This is a genomic window from Microcystis sp. M049S2 (genome assembly GCF_020245625.1).
GTDB lineage: Bacteria > Cyanobacteriota > Cyanobacteriia > Cyanobacteriales > Microcystaceae > Microcystis > Microcystis ichthyoblabe_A.
In genome coordinates, this window is record NZ_JADBUN010000237.1 from 1 (window position 1) to 6,073 (window position 6,073).

Annotated in this window: 5 protein-coding genes; 3 read left to right on the forward strand and 2 right to left on the reverse strand. The window is 43.0% G+C overall.

What is annotated here, in order from left to right; genetic code table 11:
- Positions 1-1,670 (forward strand): tetratricopeptide repeat protein (locus IM496_RS19025; RefSeq protein ID WP_287662937.1); only part of this gene is annotated, 1,670 nt, incomplete at its 5' end.
- Between the two features lie 510 nt (positions 1,671-2,180).
- Here IM496_RS19025 and IM496_RS19030 read toward each other — a convergent pair.
- Together IM496_RS19030 and IM496_RS19035 are read right to left on the reverse strand one after the other, a co-directional pair.
- A complete protein-coding gene (locus IM496_RS19030; protein ID WP_287662938.1) occupies positions 2,181-3,224 on the reverse strand; it encodes an N-acetyltransferase DgcN family protein in 1,044 nt (347 codons plus the stop codon).
- Positions 3,217-4,269, reverse strand: coding sequence for a dipeptide epimerase (locus IM496_RS19035; protein WP_287662939.1), 1,053 nt, complete (start codon positions 4,267-4,269; stop codon positions 3,217-3,219). The genes IM496_RS19030 and IM496_RS19035 overlap by 8 nt, the downstream gene beginning before the upstream one ends.
- A gap of 207 nt (positions 4,270-4,476) precedes the next feature.
- Here IM496_RS19035 and IM496_RS19040 point away from each other — a divergent pair, with 207 nt between their 5' ends.
- Positions 4,477-5,640 carry an LptF/LptG family permease gene (locus IM496_RS19040; protein WP_287662940.1) on the forward strand — a complete coding sequence of 388 codons (1,164 nt, stop codon included), beginning with the start codon at positions 4,477-4,479 and terminating at the stop codon, positions 5,638-5,640.
- Positions 5,641-5,700: 60 nt separating this feature from the next.
- Positions 5,701-5,868, forward strand: a complete 168-nt coding sequence (locus tag IM496_RS19045; RefSeq protein WP_002759244.1) for a hypothetical protein — start codon at positions 5,701-5,703, stop codon at positions 5,866-5,868.
- The last annotated feature ends 205 nt before the right edge of the window (positions 5,869-6,073 follow it).

Below are 6,073 nucleotides of genomic sequence, written 5' to 3' on the forward strand. Positions count from 1 at the left end.
ATCGTGATGGTTGGTATGAAATTCATCCCCTGTTGCGTCGCTACTTTCGGGATAAGTTAGAAGCATCACCCCACGCAGAACCAGCAAAACGCCGTTATTGTGGGATTATGGCCAAAAAATCGGCAGAAATGCCACAGAATCCCACTGTAGAAATCGTTGAAGAATTTAAACCTTTCCTTCTCCATCTACAAGCATCTGTCGGGGAATATCCCCAATATATCGCTGATGAGGATTTAGCTTGGTCCTATACGGGTTTAGCTTGGTATTATCAAGGACAAGGATTGTATGCTACTGCTGAACCTTACTATCAAGCTTGTTTAACCGCAACTCGAACCCACTTAGGAGACAATCATCCCGATGTGGCAACTTCCCTCAACAATTTAGCAGGATTGTACCAATCCCAAGGCAGGTACACAGAAGCAGAACCTCGCTATCTAGAAGCATTAGATTTGTATAAACGACTCTTAGGAGACAATCATCCCCATGTGGCAACTTCCCTCAACAATTTAGCAGAATTGTACCGTTCCCAAGGCAGGTACACAGAAGCAGAACCTCTCTATCTAGAAGCTTTAGATTTGAAAAAACGACTCTTAGGAGACAATCATCCCTCTGTGGCAACTTCCCTCAACAATTTAGCAGGATTGTACGATTCCCAAGGCAGGTACACAGAAGCGGAACCTCTCCATCTAGAAGCATTAGATTTGTATAAACGACTCTTAGGAGACAATCATCCCGATGTGGCAACTTCCCTCAACAATTTAGCACTATTGTACTATTCCCAAGGCAGGTACACAGAAGCGGAACCTCTCTATCTAGAAGCATTAGATTTGAGAAAACAACTCTTAGGAGACAATCATCCCTCTGTGGCAACTTCCCTCAACGGTTTAGCAAACTTGTACAATTCCCAAGGCAGGTACACAGAAGCAGAACCTCTCTATCTAGAAGCATTAGATTTGTATAAACGACTCTTAGGAGACAATCATCCCCATGTGGCAGCTTCCCTCAATAATTTAGCAGCATTGTACCGTTCCCAAGGCAGGTACACAGAAGCGGAACCTCTCTATCTAGAAGCATTAGATTTGACAAAACGACTCTTAGGAGACAATCATCCCGATGTGGCAACTTCCCTCAACAATTTAGCACTATTGTACAATTCCCAAGGCAGGTACACAGAAGCGGAACCTCTCTATCTAGAAGCATTAGATTTGAAAAAACGACTCTTAGGAGACAATCATCCCGATGTGGCAACTTCCCTCAGCAGTTTAGCATACTTGTACGATTCCCAAGGCAGGTACACAGAAGCAGAACCTCTCTATCTAGAAGCTTTAGATTTGAGAAAACAACTCTTAGGAGACAATCATCCCCATGTGGCACTTTCCCTCAACAATTTAGCAGCATTGTACCGTTCCCAAGGCAGGTACACAGAAGCAGAACCTCTTTATCTAGAAGCATTAGATTTGTATAAACAACTCTTAGGAGACAATCATCCCCATGTGGCAACTTCCCTCAGCAGTTTAGCAGCATTGTACTATTCCCAAGGCAGGTACACAGAAGCAGAACCTCTTTATTCTGAAGCATTACAAATTTGTGAACAATCATTAGGAATAGCGCATCCAACAACAATGACGGTTCGAGGAAATTATGCTATCTGCCTTCGTCGTGGGAGATAGCGTCTTAACTGTGATTTATGGGATTATGGGATAGACTATAATTGATCATTGATAAAGACTTGCCAAATACAACACAATCATAGTATTCACTCAATCATTCAAATCACAGCTTAGACTTATTATAGGAATCTTCCAGACTCTGTGCGATAAGCTTAACCTACAATATAATCGATCTTTGTGTCCTTTGTGCCTTTGTGGTTCCTTCCACTCCCTCGCCAGTAGGACTGTATCTTAGAATACATTTTACCCACCAAATCCAAGAGAGCCTTGAATGAACCAATCATAGTTAAGAGCGTTGGAAAAGAGGGTTCGTAGGCGCACGGATTTTCCATTATGAATATAGTATCCTGTCAAGTCGCCTTTGTCAAGAGAAAATTTAACAACATCCAGACAAACGTTATTGTAGGGGTAATTCATGAATTACCCCTACACCTATTACCTAGTCCAGTAGTCCACCACCACCATTGACAGTGATTGGAATGATTGAATGATGGACTATAATTGAATTAATCACTGCTCACTGATCACTGATAATAACCCTTGACCGCCAAAACGGACAACATCGGTACAAAATAACCCCGTTTCCTCCTGCACAGTTTCTATAGCTTTAACTGCAGCCTGCGGACTAAGATGAAAAGTATTTAAACTAATCCCCTTTACCTTCACCTCCCCAAAACTTCCCCCAGCGCTGGCAGTCATTTCGCAGAGTTTAATCACTTCCGTTAGGGGAGGGATGAGAATATCGGGTAAATCTTTGATATGAATTTGTCCAGCGCGATGGACGAGAATTAACCCCGTCGGTTGACTGCCACGCATTAAGGGTAAGGTAGCGGTGGAGCCAGGGTGTAAAAGGGAGCCTTGACCCTCAATAAACAGAATATCATTATTTTCTGCTGATTCTAACACCAAAGCCTCGATCGCACCAGCAGCATAATCGACGCGCACTGCATCCAAGGGTACACCCTTCCCCGCGATCATAATTCCCCCCTGTCCAGTGGCTAAAAATTGCGATTTTAGCCCTTTTTCTTGGGCAACTCGGTGTAATTCGATGCTAGTGGACATTTTGCCCACACTCATATCCGTCCCTACCGTTAGAATACGCTGACAGGTTAAATTTTTCGCCCGCGCTTGCCCAATTTTTAAGCCTTGGGGTTCCAGACGGATATCCCAAATCCATTGATCCGGTTTAAGCTGAGAAAAAAGGGGTTTTAGGGGTGTATGGAGACCATTAACGAGGGATAACCCCGCATTTACCGCCTCTTTGATTTCTTCTAGCCAATCGGGGGGTAAAATGCCTCCTGAGGGTGCGATACCAATTAACAGGGTATCGGGATGATAGGTTAGAGCTTCCCTAACACTAGCAACAATCGGCAAGGGGCGATCGATTCCGGCCACTTCTTTTAAGGTACTGCCGGCGCTTTCTGAGTCAATAATCGCCACTACCTGCGCTTTCGCGTAACGCAGATAACTTAACCCAGTTTTGCCGCGAGTTCCTTTGATTCCTTCGTGGAGAAGAATCGCTACTTTCTTGTCAGGAGTCAAATAATTAGTCATCTTTTATCCGTAAACTAACACCCAAACCGGGCAAATTATTTGTTTGTAAACGTCCCCTTTCCAAGCTTAAACCCGTAAAGGGATCATCGCGTAAATTTAAATGACTATCTAGGTCAAGATAGTTGACAAGCGGGCCAAGATGTGCTAGGGCAGTATTGGCTAAACTGCTGTCAGAGTAACATCCGAACATAATTTGCAGTTGGCAAGCTTGGGCAATATGAATCATTCTCTGCACTTCTGCTAATCCACCGGCTTTCATTAGTTTAATATTAATGCCGTGGACTCGATCGGCCAGTTTCGGGATATCTTGACTAGAAAAACAGCTTTCATCGACGAAGATAGGTAGGGGCGATTTTTGGTATAAATCAATTAAATCTCGTTCTTGTCCCACGGATAGGGGTTGTTCCACATAAATAACGCCTTTTTCCTTTAACCATTGGCACATTTTCACCGCATCCCTAAATGTCCAACCACCATTAGCATCGACAGTTAGGGGCAAATGGGGGACAATTTCTTTAATGGCCAGAATTATGGCTTGATCGGCTTCTATACCGTCTGGTGAGCCTAATTTGACTTTTAATAAGCTAAAATCGCCAATTTCTAGCCAATCTAACAGCCTTTTCTGCACATTTTCCGGAGAATTTAAACCGATAGTAACAGAAACCGGCGGAATTAAAGAGCGATCGAGTCCAAAAATTTGCCAAAGAGGTAAATTAGCTTTTTTGCCTAACCAGTCGTGCAGTGCCGTATCAATAGCGGCACGAGTAGCAGAAGATATCTGATTTTGCCATAAAATTTTTTCAATTTCTTGGCGTTGACAGGGGTGAAAAGATTGTAAAATAGGAGCGATCGAGTTTAATTCTTGCAGGATTTTATCGGGTTTTTTATCCTCGCTGGTAATATCAAAAGGGGATGCCTCTCCCCACCCTTCGATATTTTCCTGGCTAATTTTCAGCCAGATATTAGTATTTTCGCTGGTAGTGCCGCGACTAATCGTTAAAGGTACTCGTTTATGAATAGTAAAAGTTTGCCAGTTTAGCAGCATAATTCACCTGGGGATGATCGGGGAATAGGAACAGAAAAATTATCTACACTTACCCAAATCCTTACTTCTGTCCACTCTCACCGCAATCATACAACTTCTGGCGGTGTTTTTCGTCAAAGACAAAATATGATAGGCTAACCGAAGGGATAGGCAAGACGGCTGCGGGTTAGGAAATGGGATGAAAGAGGAGTGAGTTAACCAAAATCAATGATTAAGAAAAAGATTTCTTACTGGGTAAATGGAGGTATTGCCCTCATTGATCGCTATCTGATCAGCCAACTACTACCCCCATTTTTATTTAGTGTTGGTTTATTTGCCTCTTTGGGAGTAGCGATCGGCAATCTTTCCGATTTGGCTAATCAGGTAGTTGATGCCAATCTACCCCTCGCTTCCGCCCTAGAAATTCTCCTGTTAAAAGTGCCAGAATTTGTCACTTATTCCCTGCCAGTTTCTCTTTTACTGGCCACTTTAATCACCTACGGACGTTTAAGTAGTGATAGCGAAACCGTTGCCCTGCAAAGCTGTGGAGTCACTCTTTACCGTCTTTTTATACCCACTTTTTGCCTGAGTTTAATAGTTACAGTGGTAACATTTTTATTGAACGAATATGTGGTTCCTAATGCTAATTATCGAGCCACAGAAATTTTAGTGCAGAAAATTAATAAAGAAGCAAATTTTTGGAAAAATAAAGACTTTTATTATCCCGATTATGAAATAAAAACCCTAGAAAATGGTACGATTAATCGCAATTTAAGAAGTTTATTTTATGCCGAACAATTTGACGGGGAAAAGATGAAAACTGTCACCGTTATCCGTTGGCTAAAACAAGAATTAAATCAAATTATTATCGCCGATTCGGCCCGTTGGAATGCCGTCGATAACGTCTGGGACTTTTTTAACGGCATTATCTATGAATTAACCCCCCCTAATGCCTCCTATAGCCAAGTTATCCCCTTTAAAACCGAAAAAATCGCTTTATCTCGCTCTGCTTTCGATTTTGCTCGTCAAAGCCGCGATCCCTACGAGATGAACATACCGCAGGCGATCGAATATGTGCAACTGCTCAAACTCAGTGGCGATGAGAAAAGAGTCAGGTTTTTTCAAGTGCGAATCCAGCAAAAAATCGCCTTTCCCTTTGTCTGTATCGTCTTTGCCACCATCGGCTGTGCCTTGGGTTCTCTACCGCAAAGAATTAGTCGGGGAACCAGTTTCGGTCTCAGCGTCGCTATTGTTTTTCTCTACTATCTTTTAAACTTCTTAGTGGGCAGCTTGGGACTAACCGCCACCCTTTCCCCCTTCCTGGCCGCCTGGCTGCCTAACTTTTTCGGTTTTGGGTTGGGTCTGTGGTTATTATGGCGACTTAACGGTTAGACTTTTTTGAAAATTTTCGTCAAGATAGGAGACGTAGAGTTATCGCAGGCCTCTTAGTCTATGTTTCCCTTCTTCTTCAACACTTGTGGCAGCACTTCCCGCCAAGAATGTCAAGAGCGTAAATTAACATTCCTCAAATGGATGCGCGACGACCTCGAAACCCGTCTAGCGGGATTAAATGCCGCTATCGAAACTATCGAGCGTCAAATCAGTCGGGAAGGTCAATAAACCCTGAAAATAGGCGAGTTTTCCCCTCGCCTTCTCCCCGCAATTAGCGAAGAGAGATAACTACCTAACCTGCATTATTCACCAACTGGCAAAAACCTGATTGTGAGGACATCTCAAAAAACAGACTGTTTTTCAGCCAGATCGCTAGATGAACTTCTTGCCAAGGCTTTCGAGGATTTTCCAAAGTCTTCATGAATAATGCAGG